This window comes from Bradyrhizobium shewense, assembly GCF_900094605.1.
GTDB lineage: Bacteria > Pseudomonadota > Alphaproteobacteria > Rhizobiales > Xanthobacteraceae > Bradyrhizobium > Bradyrhizobium shewense.
In genome coordinates, this window is sequence record NZ_FMAI01000004.1 from 1 (window position 1) to 23,619 (window position 23,619).

A 23,619-nucleotide genomic window follows, 5' to 3' on the forward strand; every position below is an offset into this window, starting at 1 on the left:
GTGATGGCCTGCGGCGCGTTGGCGATGCGCTCCGGCACGCCTAAACCGTCATCGAAGATATCGAGGTGTTGTTTGGAGACGTCGATTCCGACGCAACGAGCGGGTATGATCACGGTGCCTGTCCCTGTGATGCGAGGTCTGTTGGCGCAGCCTCGTGCAACTGTTCAGGTTGGTAATGGAACGGGCGGGAGACCGAGCCGGCTCACGGCGTCAAGCGCCAAGGACCCAACGGCTTCCCGCCCAACCCCATCCTGACAGACTTCCAAGACACAGGGACCCAGAAGCTCCGAGCACGCGGCCGGCATGGGCCCCGGCTCTGCAGCGCACCGCCAAGTGGCGCTGCGCTGCGTCCGGGGCGCGAAAGCCGCAACAGCCGCGGCCTCAATCCTGGATCTTCGAGAAATCCGCCACCGCACGCGTGGCGCTGCGGATCTCGTTCAGCAGCTTCAGGCGGTTCTCGCGCACCTTGGCATCGTCGTCGTTGACGCGAACCTTGTCGAAGAACGCATCGACCGGCGGACGCAGCTTTGCCATCGCGCTCATCGCAGCGGCGAAGTCTTCCTTGGCGACGGCAGCGCTGGCTTCCGCCTGCACTTCGCCGATCGCCTTGGCCAGCGCCTTCTCCTCGGCCAGGCTGTAAAGCGCAGCATCGGGCGCGCCTTCGAAGCTGCGCTTGTCCTTCTTCTCCTCGATCGAGAGGATGTTGCTGGCGCGCTTGGTGCCGGCGAGCAGATTCTTGCCGTCATCGGTGTCGAGGAATTTTCCGAGCGCCTCGACGCGGCGGACGATCATCAGCAGATCATCCTGGCCGCCCAGCGCGAACACGGCATCGACGAGATCATGACGCGCGCCCTGCTCGCGAAGTTGGACTTTCAGGCGGTCGGCAAAGAAGGCGAGCAGATCGCTCGGAAGCTTCTGCGCATCGGCAGGCTTCAACAACAAGCCCGCAAGTGCGGAAGCCGCGACTTTCGTGAGCGAGAGACGCAGCGCGTTTTCGGCGATCAGCCTGATCACGCCCAGCGCTGCACGACGCAGCGCATACGGGTCCTTGCTCCCCGTCGGCTTCTCGTCGATGGCCCAGAAGCCAACAAGCGTATCGATCTTGTCCGCCAAAGCCACCGCGACGCTCACAGGATCGGTCGGCACGCGATCGGCGGGACCCTGCGGCTTGTAATGCTCCTCGCAGGCAGCGGCGACGGAGGCATCCTCGCCCTGCGCCAGCGCGTAGTACTTGCCCATCAGGCCCTGCACCTCAGGGAATTCGCCGACGACTTCGGCCAGCAGATCCGCCTTGGCCAGATGCGCGGCGCGCGTCGCCTTGACCACGTCGGCACCGACCAGCGGCGCGATCTCGGCAGCAAGGCGTTCGATCCGCTTGATGCGCGCGGCCTGGGTGCCGAGCTTCTCGTGGAATACGATCTGCTCGAACTTCGGCAGACGATCCTCGAGTTTCGTCTTCAGGTCGGTCTCGTAAAAGAACTTCGCATCCGACAGGCGCGGACGGATCACGCGTTCGTTGCCTGATACGATGACCTTGCCGCCGTCGGCCGCCTCGATATTGGCGGTGAGGACGAACTTGTTGGTCAGCTTCCCGGTCTTGGGGTCCTTGACCACAAAGCACTTCTGGTTGTTGCGGATGGTGGCGCGGATCACCTCGTCCGGGATCGCGAGATATTCCGCTTCAAACGATCCCATCATGACAACGGGCCATTCGACGAGGCCCGAGACCTCGTCGAGCAGCACCTGATCTTCGACCAGCTCGAAGCCCTGCGCGAAGGTCAGCTCCTTGGCGTCGGCGAAGATGATGTCCTTGCGCGCCTGCGGATCGAGAATGACTTTGGCGGCTTTCAGTTTCGCCTCATAGTCCTCGAACCGCCGCACGTTGATCGCGTTCGGCGCCATGAAGCGATGGCCGTAGGTGGTCTGGCCGGTCTCGATGCCGTCGACCTCGAACTTCACGACATCGGGCTCTTCGGTCTCGAGCCCGAACGTCGCGGTGATCGCGTGCAACGGACGCACCCAGCTCAGCGATCCCGGCTTGCCCGAGCGCGCGCCCCAGCGCATCGATTTCGGCCAGGGGAAGGTACGGATGATGACGGGCAGGATTTCCGCGAGCACGTCGATCGCATCGCGGCCGGGCTTCTCGATCAGCGCGATGTAGAAGTCGCCCTTGGGGTCGCGCTGGATCTTGGCCTCATCCAGCGACTTCAGACCCGTCGCTTTCAGGAAGCCCTGCACGGCCGCATCCGGCGCGCCCATCTTCGGGCCTCGGCGTTCGGTCTTGAGGTCAGGCTGACGCGCAGGAATGCCGTGCACGGTGAGCGCAAGGCGGCGCGGCGTCGCGAAGGCTTTCGCACCCTCGTAGACGAGGCCTTCGGCGACGAGCTTGTCGGTGACCATGCGGCGCAGATCGTCGGCCGCCTTAGCCTGCATGCGCGCGGGAATCTCTTCCGAGAACAGTTCAAGCAAAAGTTCGGGCATCAGGCCGCTCCGCCCGCTTCAGTATGGATCCAGGCCTCGCCGCAGGCTTTTGCCAATTCGCGCACACGCAGAATGTAGCTCTGCCGCTCCGTCACCGAGATCACGCCGCGCGCGTCCAGGAGGTTGAAGACGTGGCTCGCCTTGATGCACTGGTCATAGGCCGGCAGCGCCATCAGATGCGCCTCGCGCTTGTCGTCCTTCCAACCTGCATCGAGGTACTTTCGGCAGGCCGCTTCGGCCATCTTGAACTGCTCGAACAGCATCGCTGTGTCGGCGACTTCAAAATTGTGCTTCGAATATTCGCGCTCGGCCTGCAGGAAGACGTCGCCATAGGTGACCTTGGCATCGCCGTCGCGGCCGTTGAAGTTGAGGTCGTAGACGCGGTCGACGCCCTGCACATACATCGCGAGACGCTCGAGCCCGTAGGTGAGCTCGCCCGCGACGGGGGCGCATTCGAAGCCGGCGACCTGCTGGAAGTAAGTGAACTGGCTGACTTCCATGCCGTCGCACCAGCACTCCCAGCCGAGACCCCAGGCGCCCAGCGTCGGGCTCTCCCAATCGTCCTCGACGAAGCGGATGTCGTGCACGGCGGAATCGATGCCGATCGCGGCGAGCGATTTCAGGTACAGCTCCTGAAGGTTCGGCGGCGACGGCTTCATGATCACCTGGAACTGGTAATAGTGCTGCATCCGGTTCGGGTTCTCGCCGTAGCGACCGTCCTTGGGCCGGCGCGAGGGCTGCACATAGGCCGCGTTCCAAGGCTTTGGCCCGAGCGCGCGCAGCGTGGTCGCCGGATGGAAGGTGCCCGCGCCCATCTCCATGTCGTAGGGCTGCAGGATCACGCAGCCCTGCTCGGCCCAGAATCTCTGAAGCGCGAGGATGAAGCCCTGGAACGAGCGTTCCGGGCGCATATGGGCGGGCAATGAGGCGTCCATCGTCAGATCAGGCTCTCGCGGGGGGTTTGAATCGCGCGGGACCGTATCGACGGCGGGAGTGGGAATCAAGGCAAAGGGGGCGGATTCGGGCCAATCAGCCCTCATCCCGGACGGTGCCGTAGGGTGGGCAAAGGCGCTCTTGCGCCGTGCCCACCATCTTGCCAGAATTGAGGCGCTGTCGTGGGCACGCTTCGCTTTGCCCACCCTACGGCACCTTACGTGTTGAGAGCGCTACCCCGGCCGGTAGGCTCCGGTCACGGGGTCACGTTTCAGCGTCTGGATGTTCCCCATATGGGCGGCTTCGGCGACACGCGACAGGCGCATCTCCTCCAGCTCCTGGTTGATCCTGACAGCGGTCTTGTAGGCCCAGCGGACCACGGCAAGCCCACCCAGAACGCCCGCGAAAGCGACGAACGGCGGCATCGGTCGATCCTCGTCTAGTGCTCAGCCCCCACGCACATTGTTGCGCAGTCGGGGCTGCGCCGCAATCGGCAGGCCAAGAGGCCAAATGGCGCGGGAGGGCTCGGCCTAGAACCCGAATTTCGCCCAGATCGCCCGCGTCTCAAGCGCCGAGATCAGATCGTCCGGCAGGCCCGCCATTGATTCCATGGCCGAAAGCTGCCCCGCGCCAGGCGATTTCCGGCCCAGAAAGCCGGAGAGCAGCCCGGTCGGCTGCGCGATCACGGGGGTGAGAACCTTCTCGCCATAGCGGGCACGAAGAGTTGAGCGGAGATCGCCGATGCTGTCGGCGAGCCCCAGCGCGATCGAACTCTCGCCGGCCCAGTATTCGCCCGTGAACAGGGCGTCGTCCGCGCCCTTGAGGCGCGCGCCGCGGCTCTCCTTCACCAGGGAAATGAAGATCTGATGGATCTCGCGCTGGAGCGCCTTCAGTTTGGCGACGTCGTCGGGGTTCTCGGGGAGGAAAGGATCGAGCATCGCCTTGTGTGCGCCGGCCGTATAGAGGCGCCGCTCGATGCCGAGCCGCTTGATCGCCTCCTGGAAACCGAAGCTGCCGCCGACCACGCCGATCGAGCCGAGGATCGAAGAGGGATCGCAGATGATCTCGTCGCCGGCGCAGGCGATCATGTAGCCGCCGGAGGCCGCGACGTCCTCGACGAACACCAGCACCGGCAGCTTCTTCTCCGCCGCGAGTTGCTTGATGCGCAGATAGATCTGGCGCGACTGCACCGGCGAGCCGCCGGGCGAGTTGATCACCAGCGCCACCGCCTTGGCGTGCCGATACGAGAACGCGCGCTCCAGCACCCGCGCAACGCCCGCCAGCGTCATGCCCGGGCGCAGCGGCGTCACCGCACCGATCACACCGGACAGCCGCACCACCGGCACGACCGCGGTACCGGGGCGGAAGCGCGCCGGCAGATATTGCATGAGCTTGTCGGCCAGGCCGGAACTCTCACGATCTTTCAATTGCTCGGCCATGCCGTTACCTCTGATTAACCATTTCTTATCACGCGACTGTCATTGGAAGTGCCTGGAACGTGTTTTGCAGATTTCCCGTTGGGAGGCTGCAATGAGGCAGCGGAGAACACCATGAAAATCTATCTGCTGATGCTGCTGATCGGTGCGCTGTTCATGGCGATCCGCTTGACGTCCCCGCAAGAGCAGCAGCCGGAATCGCTTCCGCAGTAAGCCGTCACGGTTCCACCAGCGGCAAGGCCGCTCTCCCCTCCAGAATCTCCGTCACCTCTTTTTTGGACGCGCCTGACTCGTCGTTGAGCATGAGGCCCGGCAGCAATCGCGTCGGAGCCCGGCCACCTTTGACCGCACGCACCAGCACGCGGATCGCAGGCCGCCCCGCCTCACCATGAACCGGCAGGATCGAAAGGCTACCGAAGCCGCGTGACAGCGCCGCCAGGACATCGGCGATGCCATCTGCGCGCCAGATCAATGTCAGCACACCATTCGATCGGAGGATGCGCCGCGCTGCATGCACCCAGGCATGCAGGGTCTCGTCCGTCGCCACATGCGCGGTGTGACGCGCCTGATCCGGCGAGCCGCGATGCCGCGCCGGATCGTTGAAGGGCGGATTCATCAGCACCACGTCGAAGCTGTCGGGCGACAGCCCGTTTGCCGCAAAGGCCGCGGCGTCGGCGGTGACATCGAGCAGGATGGTCTCGGCGGCAAGCGCATTCGCGGCGGCATTGGCGCGTGCGAGCTCGGCCAGCTCCGGATCGATCTCGACCAGGCTCAGCGCGATACCAGCGACGCGCCGGGCCAGCGCCAGCCCGGCCGTGCCGATACCGGCGCCGAAATCGACCACGCGGTCCCCGGGACGGGCCTCCGTCGCCGCTGCAAGCAAAATGGCGTCGTGCCCGGCTCTGTGGCCACTCCGCTTCTGCCTCAGGCGCAATTGCCCGCCGAGAAAGGCGTCCTCGGTAATATCTGCGGCCTCACTCATCGCCGCGCAGTTCGTGGCTGAGGCCGGCTTCGGTGAGGAGCTCCCTGGCCTCCTGGGCGTCGTCCTCGTGAACCAGGATCCGCCGCGGCAAAATGCCGAGCGAGCCCTCGATAATGCTCATGTTCTGGTCCAGCACCAGATGATGGATGTTGGCGCCGTCGAGCAGCGCGCCGATCGCCGACACCAGCACCATATCGTTGGTCCGAACCAGTTCACGCAAAACGCAGGTTTCCTTGCCTGAGAGGGGGCTAAAGCGGCAAATGTCAATGGTTCCGCGGGCCTTGCCGCATCCGCCGCCAGTTTCTATTGTCTTTCCGTCAGAATAGCCCCTCCGGGGCAAATATTGGAGACCGGCGTGGCCGTCATCGTACCTTTCGAAACTCCCGGCGCGTCGATCGAAGAGCTGGTTGCCCTTGTCGCCCCTGATATGGAGCGCGTCAACGCCACGATCCTGTCGCGGACCGGTTCGGACGTGACCATGATCCCGGAGGTCGCCAATCATCTGATCTCCTCCGGCGGCAAGCGGCTGCGGCCGATGCTGACGCTCGCCATGGCCAACCTCGCCGGCTACACCGGCGACGGCCATATCAAGCTCGCCGCCTCCGTCGAGTTCATGCATACCGCCACGCTGCTGCACGACGACGTCGTCGACGAGAGCGAGATGCGCCGCGGCAAGCTCTCAGCCCGCATGCTCTGGGGCAACGAGGCGAGCGTGCTGGTCGGCGACTTCCTGCTCGGCCAGGCCTTCCGCATGATGGTCGAGGTCGGCTCGCTCCGCGCGCTCGACATCCTCTCTGCGGCCGCCGCCACCATCGCCGAAGGCGAGGTGATGCAGCTGGCCGCCGCCAAGAACACCGCGACCACCGAGGACGAATATCTCGCCGTGATCCGCGGCAAGACCGCCGAGCTGTTTGCCGCGGCCTGCGAGGTCGGCCCTGTCATCGCCAACCGCCCCAAGGCCGAGCAGACCGCCTGCCGCTCGGTCGGCATGAATCTCGGCATCGCCTTCCAGCTCGTCGACGACGTGCTCGACTATGGCGGCAAGAGTGCAAAGCTCGGCAAGAACACCGGCGACGATTTCCGCGAGGGCAAGATCACTCTGCCCGTCGTGCTCGCCTTCCGCCGCGGCAACGACACCGAGCGCGCGTTCTGGATCCGGGCGCTGGAGCGCGGCGAGATCGGCGATAGCGACCTCGATCACGCCATCGGGCTCATGAACAAGCACCGCGCGCTCGAGGACACGCTCAGCCGCGCCCAGCACTACGGCGCCATGGCGGTGGACGCACTGGCGCTGTTCCCCGCCTCGCCGATGAAAAGCGCGCTGGAACAGGTGGTGGCGTTCTGTCTGGCACGGTCGCACTGAGCGACCCGCTTTCGATCTTTGCACGGCTATTAGTTCCGTCATCCTGAGGCGCGAGTGGCGCGATGCGTTGCGTCGCTCGTCGCGCAACTCGGGGTGACGCTCGGAATGACGGAGTATGGCGCGAAGCCGGCACTCGCCAATTCGCATTTCAAATCACAGTGACAGCTTTCCGGATGTGCGGCCCGCCCTTCGCCAGCGCTCGTGCGGCCTATCTAGTGACTTGCATTTTGCAAGTGACTCTCCTACCTTCCCGCCATGCAGCCCAAATCCCCATCGATCCTGGAATGCCCGGTCGGCCGTGCCGTGGAGACGGTCGGCGAATGGTGGAGCATCCTGATCCTGCGGGATGCGTTTCAGGGTGCGACGAAATTCGACGAGTTCTCGCAAAGCCTCGGCATTGCGCCGAACATCCTGTCGCGGCGGCTTGCCCATCTCACCGCATCGGGCATGTTCGTGCGCCGCCGCTATCAGGAGCGGCCGCCGCGTTACGAATATGTTCTGACCGACAAGGCGCGGGATTTCTTCCCGGTGATCGCTATGCTGCTCGCCTTCGGCAACAAGCATCTCGCGCCCAAAGGTGAATCCATTCTGCTGGCGAACCGGAGCGACGCTCGCCCGTTCGATCCGGTCGTTGTCGACGCTGCCGACATGCAGCCGATCACGCTCGCCAATACGGTCGTCGTCGCCGGTCCCCGCGCCAGCCGCGGCATGCGCAAGCGCATCGCTTCACTCAAGGCCATGAACCCGGCCGTCGCGCCGGCTGGAGAGTAACATGCGTCATATCGTCGTGACAGGAATGGGCGCGGTGTCGCCGCTCGGCTGCGGTGTCGAAACCTCCTGGCGCCGGCTGCTCGCCGGCCATAGCGGCCTGCGCCCGCTGCCCGAATGGGCGCAGGCGCTACCGGCGCGCATTGCCGGACTCGTGCCCGACAAGGCCGACGATGCCGATAGCGGCTTCGATCCCGCGCAGGCCGCCGCACCAAAAGACCAGCGCAAGATGGACCGCTTCATCCTGTTCGCGCTGCTCGCGGCCGCCGAGGCGATCGCGCAGGCGAAATGGACGCCGCAGGATGCTGCCGCGCTGGAGCGCACCGCGACGATCATCGCCTCCGGCGTCGGCGGTTTCCCTGCGATGGCGGAGGCGGTGCGCATCACCGAGCAGCGCGGCGTGCGCCGGCTCTCGCCGTTCACGATCCCCTCGTTCCTGGCCAATCTCGCCGCCGGCCAGGTCTCGATCAAATACGGCTACAAGGGCGCGCTCGGCACACCGGTCACCGCGTGCGCCGCCGGCGTGCAGGCGATCGGCGATGCCGCGCGCATGATCCGTGCCGGCGAAGTCGACATCGCGATCTGCGGCGGCGCGGAAGCCTGCATCGACATCGTCAGCCTCGGCGGCTTTGCGGCAGCGCGCGCGCTGTCGAGCGGGTTCAACGAGGAGCCGGCGCGCGCCTCGCGCCCGTTCGATCGGGACCGCGACGGCTTTGTGATGGGCGAAGGCGCCGGCATTCTTGTCATCGAGGAACTCGAACATGCGCTCGCGCGCGGCGCCACGCCGATCGCGGAGGTGATCGGATACGGCACGACGGCGGACGCCTACCACATGACATCAGGCCCGCCCGATGGCGACGGCGCGCGCCGCGCCATGGAGATCGCGCTCCGGCAGGCGAGCCTTGCGCCGGCGGATCTGCAGCACCTCAACGCCCACGCAACATCGACGCCCGCCGGCGACGAAAGCGAGCTTGGCGCCATTGCCGCGCTGTTCGGCCGCAATCGCGGCATCGCTGTCAGCGCGACCAAATCGGCCACCGGCCATCTGCTCGGCGCCGCCGGCGGCCTTGAGGCGATCTTCACCGTGCTTGCTTTGCGCGACCAGATCGCACCGCCGACGCTCAATCTCGAAAACCCTGATCAGGGCGCCGACGGCATCGACATCGTCGCCGGCGCCGCGCGAGCGATGCCGATGCAATACGCGATCTCCAACGGCTTCGGCTTCGGCGGGGTGAACGCCAGCGTGATCTTTCGCCGCATGGGCTAGACAACAGGCCTTGCAATCGTGGCACGCTTCGCTACGAAAACAGGATGATTGAAACGAATTTCTGGCTGTTCCTGGCTGCAGCCTGTCTCATTGCCGCCGTTCCCGGCCCCGGCATCTTCTACGTCGCGGCGCGGACCTTGTCGGAGGGGCGCGCCAGCGGTTTCGCCTCGACCGCGGGCACGGCGCTGGGCGGGCTGGTTCATGTCGTCGCGGGCAGCCTCGGCATCTCCGCAATCATCCTTGCTAGCGCCGAATTGTTCGCTGCCGTCAAATTCGTCGGCGCGCTCTATCTGGTCTGGCTCGGCATCAAGACTTTTCGCAGCGCCAGCCGGACACTGTCGCTCGACGGCGAAGCTCTCGGCGACAAGCGCGCGTTCCGCGACGGCGTGCTGGTCGAGGCGCTGAACCCGAAGACCGCCGCGTTCTTCCTCGCCTTCATTCCGCAGTTCCTCGATCCCGCGGGATCGAATCCCACGCTGCAATTCATCATGCTCGGCGCGATCTCGGTGGCGTTGAACACGCTCGCCGATGTCGTCGTGGTGCTGATGGCCTCGGCGACACGCACGCAGCTGATTGGACGGCCGCATCTGATGCGGCGTCTCACCCAGGGCTCCGGCGTCTTCATCGCCGGCCTTGGCCTGTCGCTGGCCCTGGTGCGGCGGCCGGCGAATGGATAGCGCCGCGATGCTCGCCCCGCAAAGCCGCACCTACGAGTCCCACGGCCTGCGGCTGCATTACGCCGATTGGGGCAATGAGAGAGCGCCACCTCTCATCCTCGTTCACGGCGGCCGCGATCACTGCCGCAGCTGGGACGTCATCGCCCGGTCGCTGCAACCGCATTTTCACGTGCTCGCACCCGACCTGCGCGGTCACGGCGATTCCGACTGGACCAAAGGCGGCAGCTACGCGCTGACCGAATATGTCTACGATCTCGCCCAGCTCATCCGCACCATCGCAGCGCCCGAGGTGACCCTCATCGGCCATTCGATGGGCGGCATGGTGAGTCTGATCTTTTCAGGGGCGTTTCCCGAGCAGGTGTCGAAGCTGGTCGTGCTCGACGGCGTGACCATGTTGCCGGACACGCCGAAGCCGCCGGCGCACGAGCGCATCGGCAAATGGATCGGCCAGCTCGACAAACTACACGACCGCACGCCGCGCCGCTATGCGACCCTCGAAGACGCAGCGGCGCAGATGGTGCTTCACAACAAACGTCTGTCCCGCGACCTCGCGCTGCATCTGGCCACGCACGGCGCGCGGCAGAACGAGGACGGCACCTATAGCTGGAAGTTCGATCCCTATCAGCGCGCCAGTGCGCCGCACCGGCTCTGGCCGGACGACCACGTCGCGCTGTGGTCGCGCATTACGTGCCCGACGCTGCTGCTGAATGCCGGCGAGAGCTTTCTCGCCGGTGCCAGAGCGGCGGGCCTGGAGCGCTACTTCCCGCAGGCGCGCATCGAGACCATCGCCGGGGCCGGGCACTGGCTGCAGCATGACAAACCGCAAGAGGTGCTGGGTGAGATCCGGCGGTTTCTCGGGCTGGCGGAGGACGGCGTGTGCTAGCTCCGCTGCCGTAGGGCGGGCAAAGCGAATCGTACCCACCACTTCGATCGCGTGAGTGGATGATGGTGGGCACGGCGCTTCGCGCCTTTGCCCACCCTACGGCACTGTCGCCGGCGAAATACCTAGCTCAACGTCCCCGCATGCACCCACCAGCCGGTGTGATCCCTGCGGATCTTCTCGGCCGCGGCATGCGTATCGGCGGGCGAGCCGTAGATCGCAAAGCACGTCGCGCCCGAGCCGGACATGCGGGCGAGCTTGACGCCGGCGGAGCCGCGCAAGGCCTCCAGCACGTCGCCGATCACAGGTTCGATACGCAGCGCAGGCTCTTCGAGATCGTTGACGACGGTTTCGAGAACGTCGACCCAATCGGCAATCGACCCGCCCTCCTCCGGCCAGGCCGGAGCTCCCAGAACCGAGGTGGCGCCGACCAGGAGCTCGCCGTTGCGCAGGCCCAGCTCCTGGAAGACATCCTTGGTGGCCACAGGCACGCGCGGATTGACCATCACGCAAGGCATGCTCGGCAGTGCGAGCGGCAGCAGCTGCTCGCCGACGCCGGTCATGTCGCAGGCGCGCGAGAGCAGGCACACCGGCACATCGGCGCCGGTCGCGAGCGCGACCTTCTGCAGGCGCGGATCGTCGAGCGACAAATTGTTGAGACGCGCCAAGAGCCGCAGCGCCGCTGCCGCATCAGCCGAGCCGCCACCGATACCGGCGGCAACCGGCAGCACCTTGTCGAGCGCGAAGGCGCCGAGCTTCAGGTTCGGCACCGCGTCGGCCAGAAGCCTGGCCGCCTTGAAGACGAGATTGTCCGCGGTATCGCCGCAAGCCGCGGCAAGCGGTCCGGTGGTGGCGAGCTTCAGCTCGCCGCCCGGCTCCAATGTCAGCCGATCGGCGCAATCGGCGAACGCGACCACACTTTCGAGATCATGATAGCCGTCGGCGCGACGGCCGACGACGCGAAGGCTGAGATTGACCTTCGCCCGTCCTTCTTCAATCAACGCCGGCATCGGCGACACGCCCCCAACTTCGCTTAAACTAGCCGCCCTTGCCGTCATCCTTCTTCTTTTCCGCCTGCGCGGCCGAAGAGTTCGAATTGTCGTCGGCGAGGCCATTGGCGATCTTGGCCTCGATCTTCGGCAGCTCTTCCGGCTCGGGCTTGAGATCGCGCGCGTGCGACCACTGGAATTTGGCTTCCAGCGTGCGGCCGACGCGCCAATAGGCGTCGCCGAGATGGTCGTTTATGGTGGGATCCTCGGGCTTGAGGTCGATCGCGCGCTCGAGGTTCTTCACCGCTTCTTCGTAGTTGCCGATGCGATAATAGGCCCAGCCCAGGGAATCGACGATGTAGCCGTCGTCGGGACGCTGCTCGACGGCGCGCTTGATCATCTTCATGCCTTCGTCGAGGTTCACGCCCTGGTCGATCCAGGAATAGCCGAGATAGTTGAGGACGTGCGGCTGATCGGGCTGGAGCTCGAGCGCTTTCTTCATGTCGGTCTCGGCCTTGGCCCACTGCTTGGAGCGCTCCTCGCAGATACCACGATAATAGTACCAGACGCTGTTGGCCTTGTCGTTGCCGGGCGGCAGCACGTCGACGCCTTGCGAATAGGTCGCGCCGCAGTCGCCGAACCTCTTGCGGCCGCGCTCGATGTTGCCGAGCGCCATGATGGCTTCGAGGTCCTTGGCATCCTCCGATGTCACGCCCTTGAGAATCTTGATCGCCTCGTCGGTGCGGTCGGCGGAATCCAGATCGATGGCAAGCTGGATCTGCGCGTTGCGCTTGAGCGGCGAGGTCGACGGCACGCGCTCATAAACCTTGATCGCCATCTGCGGCCGCTTCACGGACTCGTAGAGATCGGCGAGCGAGAGCAACGCCAGCGGATGGGTCGGCTGGAGGTAGAGCGAAAGCTGGAGATAGACCAGCGCCAGGTCCTCGCCGCCGCGGCGGGTCAGCGTGGCACCGATGCCGTAGAGCGCCTCGGCAGCGCCGGCCTGGGCGGTATCGGCGAGCGGCGGCATCTTCTTGCCGGCCTTGGTCTCGCGCAGGCCTTCCTGGACCAGCGGATGGCGCGCGAGCTTCTTGTCGAAGGCCTGATAGACGGTGGTCGCGGCGGCGGAATCCTTGTTGCGCGACAGCCAGCGCGCATAGGCCTCGGTCACGCGCAGCATGGAATCGTCGAGCTTGTAGGCGCGCTCGAAGCGGGTGCCGGCGTCCTTCTCCTTGCCGGAGAGCTCGAGGATCATGCCGGCGTGAAGGTCCTTGAACAGCGGGTACCATTCGGGACCTGCCAGCTTGTCGATGGTGGCGACACCGCCCTTGGCATCGCCCGCACCATAGGCGGCCCACCCCGACAGCAGCGTGGCGACGAGATCGGTGATCGGACCGCGGATCGACTGGTTGATGTTGGTCTGCGCGGCCGCGTACTTCTTCACCTTGAGATCATGCACGCCGACGACGAGACGCGCGACGCGGTTGGTCTTGTCGATGGTGAGGACGCGCTCGGCGAGCTTGACCGCTTCGTCGATGTCGCCGTCGGCGACCGACGAGATGAAGGCGCGGTCGAGCAGCTCGTTGTTCTTGGGATCGGTGCGCAGGGCCGAGCGGTAGAAGGCGGCGGCGGAGGCGGCGTCGCGCTCGACGCTGGCGTGGCGGGCGGCGAGATAGCTACCGGCACCGGTGAGCGACTTCAGATCGTTTCGGGTCGGAAACTGCGCCGCCGTGTTCTCCGGGTGATCCGGCGTCTGCGCCAGGACCCTGCCGGGGACGGTCGCGATCGCTGTGCCCATGAGGGCGATGGCGGCAACAGTCCAGCGGTTGAAACGATTTGAAAACATCAGGGCTCGCCTTGAGTTGGTAGTGCCTGGGTTTGCAGCAGAGGGCCGTATCGCATGCGAACGCGGCCGGTGGCATCGGGACCCGGAACCGTCCGGCGGACAATGCCGCTTTTGGCGCTTCGCCGCAAGGATTCGGGCCGGGCGATCCCCTCCGCACGCCTTAAATCAGCCAAGAGCGGTCCCAAGACGCTGCCAGTATGGCCTTATCGTGGCCGCGACCGGTGGCCGCAGCGGTGTCCTCACGCGAACGTGCGCCGGATCACCCTCGTGATCAGGTCCTTTTTGCTCGGCCGGCCCTACATCGCCTCGTAGTTCGGACCGCCACCACCCTCCGGAGGAACCCAGGTGATGTTACCGTTGGGGTCCTTCACGTCGCAGGTTTTGCAGTGGACGCAGTTCTGGGCGTTGATCTGGAAGCGCGGGCTCGAGCCCTCCTCGACCCATTCATAGACGCCGGCCGGGCAATAACGATTCGAGGGACCGGCGAACACGTCGTGCTCGGAGGTCTTTTGCAGGTTCATGTCGGTAACCTTGAGATGGACCGGCTGGTCCTCCTCATGATTGGTGTTGGACAGGAACACCGAGGACAGCTTGTCGAAGGAGATCTTGCCGTCCGGCTTCGGATAGTTCTTGGGCGCGTGGCTCTTGGCCGGATCGAGCGTGGCGCGGTCCGGCTTGGCGTGCGACAGCGTTCCGAACAGCGAAGCGCCAAACAGCGTGTTGCACCACATGTCGATACCGCCGAGCGCGACGCCCAGCACGGTGCCGAACTTCGACCACAGCGGCTTGACGTTGCGGACCAGGAACAGATCCTTGCCGACCGACGACGAGCGCCACGCATTTTCGTATTCGACGAGTTCGTCATTGGCGCGATCGGCGGCCAGCGCCGCCGCGACATGTTCAGCCGCGAGCATGCCGGTGCCCATCGCATTGTGCACGCCCTTGATGCGCGGCACGTTGACGAAGCCGGCCGCGCAGCCGATCAGCGCGCCGCCGGGGAAGCTCAGCCGCGGCACCGACTGGTAGCCGCCCTCGGTAATGGCGCGCGCGCCATAGGCGAGACGCTTGCCGCCTTCAAAGGTGCCGCGGATCGAAGGATGGGTCTTGAAGCGCTGGAATTCGTCGAACGGCGACAGGTACGGATCGTCGTAGTTCAGATGCACGACGAAGCCGACGGCGACGAGGTTGTCGTCGTAATGATAGAGGAACGAGCCGCCGCCGGTCTTCAGGTCGAGCGGCCAGCCGAAGGAATGCTGGATCATGCCCTTCTGGTGCTTGGCGGGATCGATCTGCCAGACTTCCTTGAGGCCGATGCCGAACTTCGCCGGCTCGCTCTTGGAATCGAGCGCGAACTTGGCAATGAGCTGCTTGGTCAGGCTGCCGCGGGCGCCTTCGGCGAACAGCGTGTACTTGCCGAGCAATTCCATACCACGGGTGAAGGAGTCCTTCGGCTTGCCGTCCCGGCCGATGCCCATGTCGCCAGTGGCAATGCCCTTGACGTTGCCGGCGTCGTCATAGAGCACCTCGGCCGCAGCAAAGCCCGGATAGATCTCGACGCCGAGCGCTTCGGCCTTGCGCGCCAGCCAGCGGCAGACATTGCCGAGCGAGCCGATGTAGCAGTGATGATTGTCCATCAGCGGCGGCATCATGAAGTTCGGCAGCTTGATCGCGCCGCCGCCCGTCATCCAGTAGAAGCGGTCGTCCTTGACCTGCGTCTTGAGCGGGCAGTCGGAATCCTCGCGCCAGTCCGGGATCAGCTTGTCGAGCCCGGCAGGATCGATCACGGCACCGGAAAGAATATGCGCGCCGACCTCCGAGCCCTTCTCCACCACGACGACGTTGAGATCGGCGCTGAGCTGCTTCAGCCGGATCGCAGCCGACAGGCCCGAGGGGCCGGCGCCGACGATGACGACGTCGAATTCCATGGATTCGCGCGGGGGAAGTTCTTCGGTGCTCATCTGATCTCAGCCCTTGAGACGGTCCTTGGTCATTTGCGCCCTCTTGTTTCCGATTTTTCCGGGTAGGACAACCACGGAAATGCGTTTCGCCGGGGTGCAAGGGGGGTGCAAGGCGCCCTAAACTGAACTAATAGTCAGACTTTCCCATGATACCCGAACCCGCACCCACCGTCCGCGAGCTTCTCGCCTTCTATCTGGAGGCCGGGGTCGATTGCGCGCTCGCGGAGGAACCGATCGACCGCCTGGCGGAATTGGATGCCCCGCCGCCTGCCCCGCGCGCGGCACCTCCGATCGAGGCACCTCGTCCTGTCGCCGCCCCGGCGGTGATGCGCGGCGAGGCCGCACCGGCGCCGGACGTCGCGATTGCCTCCGCACGCGAGGCCGCGCGCACTGCGCCGACGCTGGAAGCGCTGCGCGAGCTGATGCAGAGCTTCGAGGGCTGCGCGCTGAAGCACACCGCGACGCGATTGGTATTTGCCGACGGCAATCCGCAGGCGCGCATCATGTTCGTCGGCGAGGCGCCGGGCCGCGACGAGGACATCGAGGGTCTGCCCTTCGTCGGGCGCAGCGGAAAGCTGCTCGATTTGATGATAGGAGCAATAGGCCTCAACCGCACCACCGCCTACATCGCCAACGTCATTCCCTGGCGGCCGCCCGGCAATCGCACGCCGACGCCGCAGGAGACGCAGATCTGCCTGCCCTTCATCCAGCGCCAGATCGAACTGGTGAATCCCGACGTGCTGGTGACGCTCGGCAATCCCTCGACGCAGACGCTGCTCGGAACACGCGAAGGCATCATGCGCACCCGCGGGCGCTGGTTCGACTACGAGACGGGGGCGCGCACCATCCGCGCGCTGCCGACGTTCCATCCGGCCTATCTGCTCCGCTCGCCGTCCTACAAGCGGCTGGCCTGGCAGGATCTGCGCGCGATCGCCAAGGTGCTGGCGGGCTAGCGAGCTCTCGTAGGGTGGGCAAAGCGAAGCGTGCCCACCACCTCTATCATGGCGGCGGATAAAGTTGACGTGGGCACGGCGCTTTGCGCCTTTGCCCACCCTACGATTTCTGCGTCCGGGGCACGAGACCTATCCTACGTCCCCTTCGGCCGCACGATGGCCCAGCCGACGCGCAGGAGCTGCTGACGACCGGTCACCAGCCATTCGAAGGCGCGCGGGACTTCCGGGACGATGCCGGGAAAGCGTTTGAGGATATCCGGCGGGGGCGTGCCGGCGGTATCGGAGGCGCGCCAGACCACGACGCCGCCGGTCTCGCTGAATTTTGCCTGATTGATCCACGGCGTGCGCGCAGGGTCGGCGTCGATGAAGAGATGCGGCCGGCCGGAATGCAGCGTGATCAGGCTCGCAAGCGAGGTCTCGCCGGCCACCGCACGCAGGCGATGGTTGGTGCGGCGGGCAAAGCTCTCGTCGAAGAAGTCCGAGATCGCGCGCGCCGGCATCGAGGTCGCGATCTCGTTCGTGCCGGTCCAAGGCAGCAGCAGGACGGCGAGCACGACGCCGACGGCCGGCGCCACGGCGGCGGCGGCCCAGACCGTCCGCAGCATCCGCGTACGGCGCATCGCGATGAGATCGCCGGCTGCGACCACCACGGCAAGCCCGGACACAACCAGCACGACGCCGGCGCCGCCGACGACGGAGTCGAGCCCGAGCAGGCCGGAGATGAGCACCGCCCCCAGCGCAGGCGCCAGCGCGAAGAAATAGACGAAGTTGCGCGCCAGCGGCTCGACCGGCGGCCGATAGATGATCGGCGGCTCCTCGCCCTTGCCGGCGAACAGGCCGGTGTTGAGGAAGGTCAGCGCCGGGATCGCGGCCGCCCCGAGCACAAGGCCGCCGAACAGCCAGGCCGCATGCAGGGCGCGGGCATTCAGCTCCGCAACTTGCGGCAGGGCCGGCATCACGAGAGTCTCGGCGCGCATCAGCCAGACCGCATAGGGCAGCGCCAGCACCGCGACGACAACAAGCGCGAACAGCGGATCGAGCGCGCGCAGCGTCCGGCGGCCGCCAGCAGTCAAGACCGCGAAGACGACGAGCAGCAGCAACAGGAAGATCGCCGCGGGCGTCGTCAGCAGCAAGAGACCGGCCTCGATCGACCAGGCGAACCAGGCATTGCCGCGGCGCTGGCCTATGATCTGCCAGGAGTGCAGCAGCAGCAGCGCCCAGAGCGGCCGGGCCAGGACGAGCGGGCCGAAGTCGAGCGCCGACGAGGAGAACGCGAGCACCGTCATGGTCAAGAGCACGGCGAGCACCGCCTGCTGCGAGCCGACCACGGCGCGGGACAGATGATAGAGCGCAATGAACGTCGCGATCTCGCAGAGCTCGGCGAGTACATAGACGCCGAACATGTGGCCGCCGGCGGCGCGATAGGCGATGTCGGCGAGCCAGACCGGCAAGGGCGGACCGAGATCGGTGCCGACCTGGTATTCGCGTCCGAAAGCCAGGAGCGTCGCAAGGCTGCCGGGCGGGCTGCGGTAGAACACCAGCGCCACGAACAGCCACATCGCGGCCTGCAGCAGCACGGCGATCCAGACGATCAGCCGCGGCCGGGCGCGAATGAGCTCGATGACCAGGGAGGTAAACCGCATGCAACGTCCGAAAGATGCAGCCAACCCGTCCAGCCGGCCCTATTCGCTCACGTGTACTTTGATAAGGGGCGTCACGCGTTGTGGCAACTTCGGTCTGCTCGTCATGCCGGGCTTGTCCCGCCTGCGCGGCCGAAGCCGCTCCGGCGCGGCCCGGGCATCCACCTTCTTCGCACCACTTGGCAAAGCGTGGATGGCCGGGTCAAGCCCGGCCATGACGATGCAGAGGCTGTAGGGCTAACTCTAGAGATTGGCCGACGCGTCGATCTCGACGCTGGCTTCCACCGGCACCTCGACCTCGGGGACCGTAAACAAGTCCTGCACCGGCTCGACCGTCCACGGCATGTGCTTGGCACGCGCGGCGGCGACCGGGGCAAAGAAGCGGCGGTGATGAACGGAGGGGCCGAGGCGGTCGAGCGCGTCGAGGTGCTCGGGGACGGCGTAGCCCTTGTGCTGCTCGAAGCCGTAGCCGGGGCAGTCCTGCGCCAGCGCGCACATCAAGCGGTCGCGCGTCACCTTGGCGATGATGGAGGCCGCCGCGATCGACAGCACGATGCCATCGCCGCCGATCACGGCCTCACAGTCGCATTCCGTGTCGAGCCGGTCGCGGCCGTCGACGAAGACGTGCCTCGGCGCCTCCGGCAGTGCCACCACGGCGCGCTTCAGCGCCCACAATGAGGCGCGCAATATATTGTCGCGGTCGATTCGCGAGGGCGAGGCGACGGCGACCGAGACCTGGGCGGTGGCGCAGATCTTGTCGAACAGTTTTTCGCGCTCCTCGGCGGTCAGGCGCTTGGAATCGTCGATGCCGCGCGGGATCCGGTCGGGGTCGAGAATCACGGCCGCGGCTACCACGGGGCCGGCGAGCGGCCCGCGGCCGGCCTCGTCGCAGCCAGCGACCGGCCAGACACCGCGTTTGATCAGCGCGCGCTCGCGCCGGAAGCTCGGCGGTGCGACTGCGATGATGCCTTTCTTGCCTGCCGGAACGGTCGTTGTTTTGGTCGCAGGCGCTTTGCCGGCCTTGGCGGGCGCTGCCTTCTTCGCAGCGTCCTTCTTTGGCGCGTCTTTGGCCGGTGTCTTGGCGGACTTGTCCCGAATCATGGCGGGGATCGTGCGCAAGCGGCCCGGCCGGCGCAACCGGGAACCCCGCGCAATTCCCGTTATTCAGGCCGCCCTATTCCGCCAGGTGCACCCGCCGGTCCTCGCCGACCTCGATGCCGGGTGCGACCACGACCTCCCAGGGATGGCCGTCAGGATCGGCAAAATAACCGGAATAGCCGCCATAATCGGTCTCATGCGCGGCCTTCACGAGCTTTGCCCCCTTGCCGAGGGCAAAGGCCAGCACTGCATCGACCTCCTCTCGGGTCCGACAGTTCCAGGCGATCGTGATGCCGCGGAAGGTCGATGGCCTCGGCTGGTCCGGCAACGCCGCGTCGGCCGAGAGCTGATCCCAGGGATACAGCGCGAGCACCGGACCACCGGTATCGTAGAAAGCGACGGCCTCGCCGGTCGCCTTTAGCCGGCGCGAAAAACCGAGCGCGTCGTAAAAAGCGATGCTGGCGCGGATATCGCTGACGCCGAGCGTGATGACAGTGAGCCGCGGCACCGGCGAGTGAAGTTCCTTGACCATGCGACGCCTCTTCCACTTCCCGATCAGAACAGGCTGAGCTGATCGCCGTTCCGCTTCGGCCGGGCAAAGTGATCGGTCGTCAGCTTGGAGCGCCGCTTGTTGAGGCCGAGCCTGTCGCAGGCGATCTCGAAGCGGCGGCCGATGGTCCAGGCCATTGGTCCGGTGCCCTTCATCCGCTCGCCCCATTTCGCATCGTAGTCGCGGCCGCCGCGCATGTCGCGGATCAGGGTGAAGACGTGGCGATAGCGATCGGGGTAGTTTGCCATCAGCCATTCGCGGAAGAGATCGCGCACCTCCAGCGGCAGCCGCAGCAGCACATAGGAGGCTTCCTTGACGCCGGCATGGGCGGCAGCATCGAGGATGCGCTCGATCTCGGAATCGTTCAGCGCGGGGATCACGGGCGCGACCATCACGGTGGTCGGGATGCCGGCGTCCGAGAGCTGCTTCAGCGCCTCCAGCCGCTTCGGCGGCGTCGAGGCGCGCGGCTCCATGGTGCGCGCGAGCTTCGGATCGAGCGAGGTGACCGAGATCGCGACCTTGGCGAGGTTGCGCTTGGCCATCCGCGCGAGAATGTCGATGTCGCGCACCACCAGCGCCGACTTGGTAACGATGCCGACGGGATGGCCGGCACGCTCGAGAACCTCGAGGATGCCGCGCATGATTTTGCGCTCGCGCTCGATCGGCTGATAGGGATCGGTGTTGGTGCCGATCGCGATCATCCGGGGCTCATAGCCGGTCGCGGCGAGCTCTTTCTCCAGCAGCGCCGGCGCCTCGGGCTTGACGAACAGTTTTGACTCGAAGTCGAGCCCCGGCGACAGGCCGAGATAGGCATGGGTCGGCCGCGCGAAGCAATAAACGCAGCCATGCTCACAGCCGCGATAGGGATTGATCGAGCGATCGAAGCCGATATCGGGGGAGTCGTTGCGGGTGATCACCTTGCGCGAGGTGTCGACGCCGACACTGGTCTTGAACGGCGGCAGCTCTTCCAGGCTCTGCCAGCCGTCGTCGAAAGCGACGCGCGCCTCGGCCTCATAGCGGCCGCTGGCATTCGACTGTGCGCCCCGCCCTCGCCTGCGCGCGCGGTCGATGGCGACGCCAAGTTCTGGAAAGTCAGAGTCCACACCCGCCGGCTCGGAGGGCGCCTTGACCGGCGGGTGTTTGAGAGCATGAGAGGATGCTGCTGGACTCATGAAGCCAAGATAGCACGACAACGGAACAAATCAAGAACACAAACAAAAAATGGGAAAACAACCCCATGCACAGTAGCCGCCCAAATTTCGGGCGCGGTCCTTTGACCTCACGCAACACGCCGGTCGCAACGATTTCGTTTGATGCCGGCCAGGGATCAATCGTCGCGGAACAATGTTGGTGACGATCGCCGGGTGAAGGTCAACAGGAACATGACAAATCAACAACAGTCGGCCGCGGCAAGCAGCAACCTCGACCTCCTCGATCGCTACTGGCGCGCGGCAAACTACCTCTCTGTCGGGCAAATCTACCTGCTCGACAATCCGCTGCTGCGCGAGCCTTTGCGGGCCGAGCACATCAAGCCGCGCTTGCTCGGCCATTGGGGCACGACGCCCGGTCTGAACTTCATCTACGCCCATCTCAACCGGGTCATCCGCGCGCTCGATACCAGCGTGCTCTATATCTGCGGTCCCGGCCATGGCGGGCCGGGCATGGTCGCCAACACCTATCTGGAAGGCAGCTACAGCGAGATCTATCCCGACATCGCGCGCGACACGGACGGATTGCGCAAGCTGTTCAGGCAGTTCTCCTTTCCCGGCGGCATTCCGAGCCACGCGGCGCCGGAAACGCCGGGCTCGATCCACGAAGGCGGCGAGCTCGGTTACGCGCTGGTGCACGCCTATGGTGCGGCGCTGGACAATCCTGATTTGATCGTGGCTTGCGTGGTCGGTGACGGCGAAGCGGAAACCGGTCCGCTCGCGGCCTCCTGGCACTCCAACAAGTTCCTGAACCCCGCCCATGACGGCGCAGTGCTGCCGATCCTGCATCTGAACGGCTACAAGATCGCCAATCCGACCGTGCTCGGGCGGATGCGGGACGAGGAGATCCGCGATCTCTTCCGCGGATTCGGCCACGAGCCGCTGTTCGTCGAGGGTGATGATCCCAAATTGATGCACCAGGCCATGGCGGACGCGCTCGACGTCGCGCTCGCCAGCATCCGCTCGATCCAGCAGCACGCCCGCGACGGCCGCGAGGCCGTCGAGCGGCCGCGCTGGCCGATGATCGTGCTGCGCAGCCCGAAAGGCTGGACCGGCCCGAGAGAGGTCGACGGCAAGAAGGTCGAAGGTTTTTGGCGCGCGCATCAAGTCCCGGTGGCGGGCTGCCGCGAGAACCCGGCGCACCTGAGAGTGCTCGAAGACTGGATGCGCAGCTACGAGCCGGAAAAGCTGTTCGACCAGAGCGGCGCGCTCGTTCCAGAACTTCAGGCGCTCGCGCCCGAAGGCATTCGCCGCATGGGCGCCAATCCGCATGCCAATGGCGGGCTGCTCAAGAAGGAGCTGAAGCTGCCGGACTTCCGCAGCTTCGCTGTCGAAGTGCCGCAGCCCGGCGGCGTCATCGCCGAGGCGACGCGCGAGCTCGGCAAATTCCTGCGCGACGTCATCCGCCTCAACGCGAAAGAGCGCAATTTCCGCATCATGGGTCCGGACGAGACCGCGTCAAACCGTCTGGACGCCGTGTTCGAGGCGACCGAGCGGGTCTGGATGGAGCCGATCGAGCCTTACGACGTGCATCTGGCGCAAGACGGCCGCGTCATGGAAGTCTTGAGCGAGCATCTCTGCCAGGGCTGGCTCGAGGGCTATCTGCTCACCGGACGTCACGGGTTCTTCTCCTGCTACGAGGCCTTCATCCACATCGTGGATTCCATGTTCAACCAGCATGCCAAATGGCTGAAGGTCACGCGCGATCTGCCGTGGCGGCGCCCGATCGCCTCGCTCAACTATCTCCTGACCTCGCATGTCTGGCGGCAGGACCATAACGGCTTCAGCCATCAGGACCCCGGCTTCGTCGATCTTGTCGCCAACAAGAAGGCCGATATCGTTCGCATCTATTTCCCGCCCGATGCCAACACCCTGCTGTGGATCGCAGATCACTGCCTGCGGACCTATAACCGCATCAACGTCATCGTCGCCGGCAAGCAGCCCGCGCCGCAATGGCTCTCGATGCAGGAAGCAGCCACGCATTGCGATGCCGGCATCGGCATCTGGACCTGGGCGGGGACAGAAGATGCAACGGGCGAGCCGGATGTCGTGATGGCCTGCGCCGGCGACGTGCCGACGCTCGAGACGCTCGCTGCCGTCGACCTCTTGCGCAAGGCGCTGCCGGATTTGAAGATCCGGGTCGTCAACGTCGTCGACCTCATGACGCTGCAACCGAGGGATCAGCATCCGCACGGCCTATCCGACCGCGACTTCGACAGCCTGTTCACGCGCGACAAGCCCGTCATCTTCGCCTATCACGGCTATCCCTACCTGATCCACCGCCTGACCTATAACCGCACCAACCATGCCGGCATGCATGTGCGCGGCTTTGCCGAGGAAGGCACCACGACGACGCCGTTCGACATGGTCGTGCTCAACGAGCTCGACCGCTACCATCTCGCGATCGAGGCGATCGAACGCGTACCCGGGCTCGCGGCCAAGGCTGCACAGGCGAAGCAGCAATTCCGCGACAAGCTGATCGAGCATTCGCGCTACGTGCGCGAGCACGGCGAGGACATGCCCGATGTCCAGGGATGGGTCTGGCCCAATAGCTCCGGCGGCAACACCCCCGCCGAAGCCGGCGATTAGC

20 protein-coding genes are annotated in these 23,619 nt (G+C 65.6%); 7 read left to right on the top strand and 13 right to left on the bottom strand.

What is annotated here, in order from left to right; all coding sequences use genetic code 11:
* Nucleotides 1-381: 381 nt before the first annotated feature.
* The 6 genes from glyS to GA0061098_RS09215 form a co-directional block, all read right to left on the bottom strand.
* On the bottom strand, nt 382-2,481 hold the full coding sequence (gene glyS, locus GA0061098_RS09190; RefSeq protein WP_091956048.1) for a glycine--tRNA ligase subunit beta: 2,100 nt from the start codon (nt 2,479-2,481) through the stop codon (nt 382-384).
* Entirely contained in the window at nt 2,481-3,416 is a 936-nt protein-coding gene (locus GA0061098_RS09195) for a glycine--tRNA ligase subunit alpha (RefSeq protein ID WP_038948278.1), read from the bottom strand. The genes glyS and GA0061098_RS09195 overlap by 1 nt, the downstream gene beginning before the upstream one ends.
* A 231-nt stretch (nt 3,417-3,647) precedes the next feature.
* Nucleotides 3,648-3,839: a hypothetical protein gene (locus GA0061098_RS09200; RefSeq protein WP_008131462.1), complete on the bottom strand. Its 192-nt coding sequence runs from the start codon at nt 3,837-3,839 to the stop codon at nt 3,648-3,650.
* Nucleotides 3,840-3,944: 105 nt separating this feature from the next.
* Nucleotides 3,945-4,853 (bottom strand): S49 family peptidase, encoded by a 909-nt coding sequence (locus GA0061098_RS09205; protein WP_091956049.1) that lies wholly within the window; start codon nt 4,851-4,853, stop codon nt 3,945-3,947.
* 214 nt (nt 4,854-5,067) lie between these two features.
* Nucleotides 5,068-5,832, bottom strand: a complete 765-nt coding sequence (locus tag GA0061098_RS09210) for a tRNA1(Val) (adenine(37)-N6)-methyltransferase (protein WP_091956050.1) — start codon at nt 5,830-5,832, stop codon at nt 5,068-5,070.
* Complete coding sequence (locus GA0061098_RS09215; RefSeq protein WP_018323354.1) at nt 5,825-6,052, bottom strand: putative signal transducing protein; 228 nt, start codon at nt 6,050-6,052, stop codon at nt 5,825-5,827. Before GA0061098_RS09215 ends, GA0061098_RS09210 begins: the two co-directional genes overlap by 8 nt.
* A gap of 135 nt (nt 6,053-6,187) precedes the next feature.
* Between GA0061098_RS09215 and GA0061098_RS09220 the strand changes: the two genes are divergently transcribed.
* The 5 genes from GA0061098_RS09220 to GA0061098_RS09240 all read left to right on the top strand — a co-directional run bounded on the left by GA0061098_RS09220 (nt 6,188) and on the right by GA0061098_RS09240 (nt 10,790).
* Complete coding sequence (locus GA0061098_RS09220; RefSeq protein ID WP_091956342.1) at nt 6,188-7,195, top strand: polyprenyl synthetase family protein; 1,008 nt, start codon at nt 6,188-6,190, stop codon at nt 7,193-7,195.
* A 255-nt stretch (nt 7,196-7,450) separates the two neighbouring features.
* The gene (locus tag GA0061098_RS09225) at nt 7,451-7,966 is read left to right on the top strand and encodes a winged helix-turn-helix transcriptional regulator (RefSeq protein WP_091956051.1); all 516 of its coding nucleotides are present in this window, start codon (nt 7,451-7,453) and stop codon (nt 7,964-7,966) included.
* Nucleotide 7,967: 1 nt separating this feature from the next.
* Complete coding sequence (fabF, locus tag GA0061098_RS09230) at nt 7,968-9,230, top strand: beta-ketoacyl-ACP synthase II (protein ID WP_091956052.1); 1,263 nt, start codon at nt 7,968-7,970, stop codon at nt 9,228-9,230.
* Between the two features lie 44 nt (nt 9,231-9,274).
* On the top strand, nt 9,275-9,907 hold the full coding sequence (locus GA0061098_RS09235; RefSeq protein WP_091956053.1) for a LysE family translocator: 633 nt from the start codon (nt 9,275-9,277) through the stop codon (nt 9,905-9,907).
* A 7-nt stretch (nt 9,908-9,914) separates the two neighbouring features.
* The gene (locus GA0061098_RS09240; RefSeq protein ID WP_091956343.1) at nt 9,915-10,790 is read left to right on the top strand and encodes an alpha/beta fold hydrolase; all 876 of its coding nucleotides are present in this window, start codon (nt 9,915-9,917) and stop codon (nt 10,788-10,790) included.
* Nucleotides 10,791-10,912: 122 nt separating this feature from the next.
* Here the strand turns inward: GA0061098_RS09240 and GA0061098_RS09245 are convergent, their stop codons facing one another.
* From GA0061098_RS09245 to GA0061098_RS09255, 3 genes are all read right to left on the bottom strand, one after another.
* On the bottom strand, nt 10,913-11,797 hold the full coding sequence (locus tag GA0061098_RS09245) for a 4-(cytidine 5'-diphospho)-2-C-methyl-D-erythritol kinase (protein WP_165637258.1): 885 nt from the start codon (nt 11,795-11,797) through the stop codon (nt 10,913-10,915).
* A gap of 28 nt (nt 11,798-11,825) precedes the next feature.
* A complete protein-coding gene (locus tag GA0061098_RS09250) occupies nt 11,826-13,622 on the bottom strand; it encodes a tetratricopeptide repeat protein (RefSeq protein WP_091956055.1) in 1,797 nt (598 codons plus the stop codon).
* A 296-nt stretch (nt 13,623-13,918) separates the two neighbouring features.
* Nucleotides 13,919-15,580, bottom strand: coding sequence for an electron transfer flavoprotein-ubiquinone oxidoreductase (locus GA0061098_RS09255; protein WP_091956056.1), 1,662 nt, complete (start codon nt 15,578-15,580; stop codon nt 13,919-13,921).
* Nucleotides 15,581-15,726: 146 nt separating this feature from the next.
* Here GA0061098_RS09255 and GA0061098_RS09260 point away from each other — a divergent pair, with 146 nt between their 5' ends.
* On the top strand, nt 15,727-16,533 hold the full coding sequence (locus GA0061098_RS09260) for a uracil-DNA glycosylase (protein WP_091956057.1): 807 nt from the start codon (nt 15,727-15,729) through the stop codon (nt 16,531-16,533).
* A gap of 134 nt (nt 16,534-16,667) precedes the next feature.
* Here the strand turns inward: GA0061098_RS09260 and GA0061098_RS09265 are convergent, their stop codons facing one another.
* The 4 genes from GA0061098_RS09265 to GA0061098_RS09280 form a co-directional block, all read right to left on the bottom strand.
* Nucleotides 16,668-18,176, bottom strand: a complete 1,509-nt coding sequence (locus GA0061098_RS09265; RefSeq protein ID WP_091956058.1) for a glycosyltransferase family 39 protein — start codon at nt 18,174-18,176, stop codon at nt 16,668-16,670.
* Nucleotides 18,177-18,416: 240 nt separating this feature from the next.
* Nucleotides 18,417-19,274 (bottom strand): ribonuclease HII, encoded by an 858-nt coding sequence (gene rnhB, locus GA0061098_RS09270; protein ID WP_091956344.1) that lies wholly within the window; start codon nt 19,272-19,274, stop codon nt 18,417-18,419.
* Between the two features lie 73 nt (nt 19,275-19,347).
* Entirely contained in the window at nt 19,348-19,803 is a 456-nt protein-coding gene (locus GA0061098_RS09275) for a VOC family protein (protein WP_091956059.1), read from the bottom strand.
* 23 nt (nt 19,804-19,826) lie between these two features.
* The gene (locus tag GA0061098_RS09280) at nt 19,827-20,993 is read right to left on the bottom strand and encodes a PA0069 family radical SAM protein (protein WP_028141670.1); all 1,167 of its coding nucleotides are present in this window, start codon (nt 20,991-20,993) and stop codon (nt 19,827-19,829) included.
* A 210-nt stretch (nt 20,994-21,203) separates the two neighbouring features.
* On the opposite strand from GA0061098_RS09280, the gene GA0061098_RS09285 reads away from it, so the two are divergent.
* A complete protein-coding gene (locus GA0061098_RS09285) occupies nt 21,204-23,618 on the top strand; it encodes a phosphoketolase family protein (RefSeq protein WP_165637259.1) in 2,415 nt (804 codons plus the stop codon).
* Nucleotide 23,619: the final 1 nt, after the last annotated feature.

What these genes read in the sequence shown, in the direction of transcription:
- glyS (WP_091956048.1), bottom strand. Translation starts at nt 2,481, where the DNA reads ATGCCCGAACTTTTGCTTGAACTGTTCTCGGAAGAGATTCCCGCGCGC.
- GA0061098_RS09195 (WP_038948278.1), bottom strand. Translation starts at nt 3,416, where the DNA reads ATGGACGCCTCATTGCCCGCCCATATGCGCCCGGAACGCTCGTTCCAG.
- GA0061098_RS09200 (WP_008131462.1), bottom strand. Translation starts at nt 3,839, where the DNA reads ATGCCGCCGTTCGTCGCTTTCGCGGGCGTTCTGGGTGGGCTTGCCGTG.
- GA0061098_RS09205 (WP_091956049.1), bottom strand. Translation starts at nt 4,853, where the DNA reads ATGGCCGAGCAATTGAAAGATCGTGAGAGTTCCGGCCTGGCCGACAAG.
- GA0061098_RS09210 (WP_091956050.1), bottom strand. Translation starts at nt 5,832, where the DNA reads ATGAGTGAGGCCGCAGATATTACCGAGGACGCCTTTCTCGGCGGGCAA.
- GA0061098_RS09225 (WP_091956051.1), top strand. Translation starts at nt 7,451, where the DNA reads ATGCAGCCCAAATCCCCATCGATCCTGGAATGCCCGGTCGGCCGTGCC.
- fabF (WP_091956052.1), top strand. Translation starts at nt 7,968, where the DNA reads ATGCGTCATATCGTCGTGACAGGAATGGGCGCGGTGTCGCCGCTCGGC.
- GA0061098_RS09235 (WP_091956053.1), top strand. Translation starts at nt 9,275, where the DNA reads ATGATTGAAACGAATTTCTGGCTGTTCCTGGCTGCAGCCTGTCTCATT.
- GA0061098_RS09240 (WP_091956343.1), top strand. Translation starts at nt 9,915, where the DNA reads ATGCTCGCCCCGCAAAGCCGCACCTACGAGTCCCACGGCCTGCGGCTG.
- GA0061098_RS09245 (WP_165637258.1), bottom strand. Translation starts at nt 11,797, where the DNA reads ATGCCGGCGTTGATTGAAGAAGGACGGGCGAAGGTCAATCTCAGCCTT.
- GA0061098_RS09250 (WP_091956055.1), bottom strand. Translation starts at nt 13,622, where the DNA reads ATGTTTTCAAATCGTTTCAACCGCTGGACTGTTGCCGCCATCGCCCTC.
- GA0061098_RS09255 (WP_091956056.1), bottom strand. Translation starts at nt 15,580, where the DNA reads ATGAGCACCGAAGAACTTCCCCCGCGCGAATCCATGGAATTCGACGTC.
- GA0061098_RS09260 (WP_091956057.1), top strand. Translation starts at nt 15,727, where the DNA reads ATGATACCCGAACCCGCACCCACCGTCCGCGAGCTTCTCGCCTTCTAT.
- GA0061098_RS09265 (WP_091956058.1), bottom strand. Translation starts at nt 18,176, where the DNA reads ATGCGGTTTACCTCCCTGGTCATCGAGCTCATTCGCGCCCGGCCGCGG.
- rnhB (WP_091956344.1), bottom strand. Translation starts at nt 19,274, where the DNA reads ATGATTCGGGACAAGTCCGCCAAGACACCGGCCAAAGACGCGCCAAAG.
- GA0061098_RS09275 (WP_091956059.1), bottom strand. Translation starts at nt 19,803, where the DNA reads ATGGTCAAGGAACTTCACTCGCCGGTGCCGCGGCTCACTGTCATCACG.
- GA0061098_RS09280 (WP_028141670.1), bottom strand. Translation starts at nt 20,993, where the DNA reads ATGAGTCCAGCAGCATCCTCTCATGCTCTCAAACACCCGCCGGTCAAG.
- GA0061098_RS09285 (WP_165637259.1), top strand. Translation starts at nt 21,204, where the DNA reads ATGACAAATCAACAACAGTCGGCCGCGGCAAGCAGCAACCTCGACCTC.